Raw genomic sequence first — 246 nt, 5'->3', positions numbered from 1 at the left:
GACCAGAAAGGCAAATGCAAATGGTGCGGACAGCACTTCACCATCGAAGACCAATTGGAGACCGACCATATCATCCCGAGATGCCTAGGCGGAAAGGATGATTACAAAAACCTTCAACTGCTGCACCGCCACTGTCACGATGCCAAAACTGCCATAGATGGCAGTCAAAGCAAGAGTCGTACTCATGACAACGAGACGGCTGAACTAGGAGCCGTGTGAGGTGAAAATCTCATGCACGGTTCTGAA

Annotated in this window: 1 protein-coding gene; it reads left to right on the top strand. The window is 50.0% G+C overall.

The window, feature by feature from the left end:
* Positions 1-219 (top strand): HNH endonuclease signature motif containing protein (locus tag LKE08_RS00075; protein WP_324702160.1); only part of this gene is annotated, 219 nt, incomplete at its 5' end.
* Positions 220-246 lie beyond the last annotated feature (27 nt).

The sequence above is a fragment of the Lyngbya sp. CCY1209 genome (assembly GCF_035615495.1).
Taxonomy (GTDB): domain Bacteria; phylum Cyanobacteriota; class Cyanobacteriia; order Cyanobacteriales; family Microcoleaceae; genus Limnospira.
Note: the sequence above shows the minus strand (reverse complement) of the source record. Positions and strands in the feature narration are given on the sequence as shown.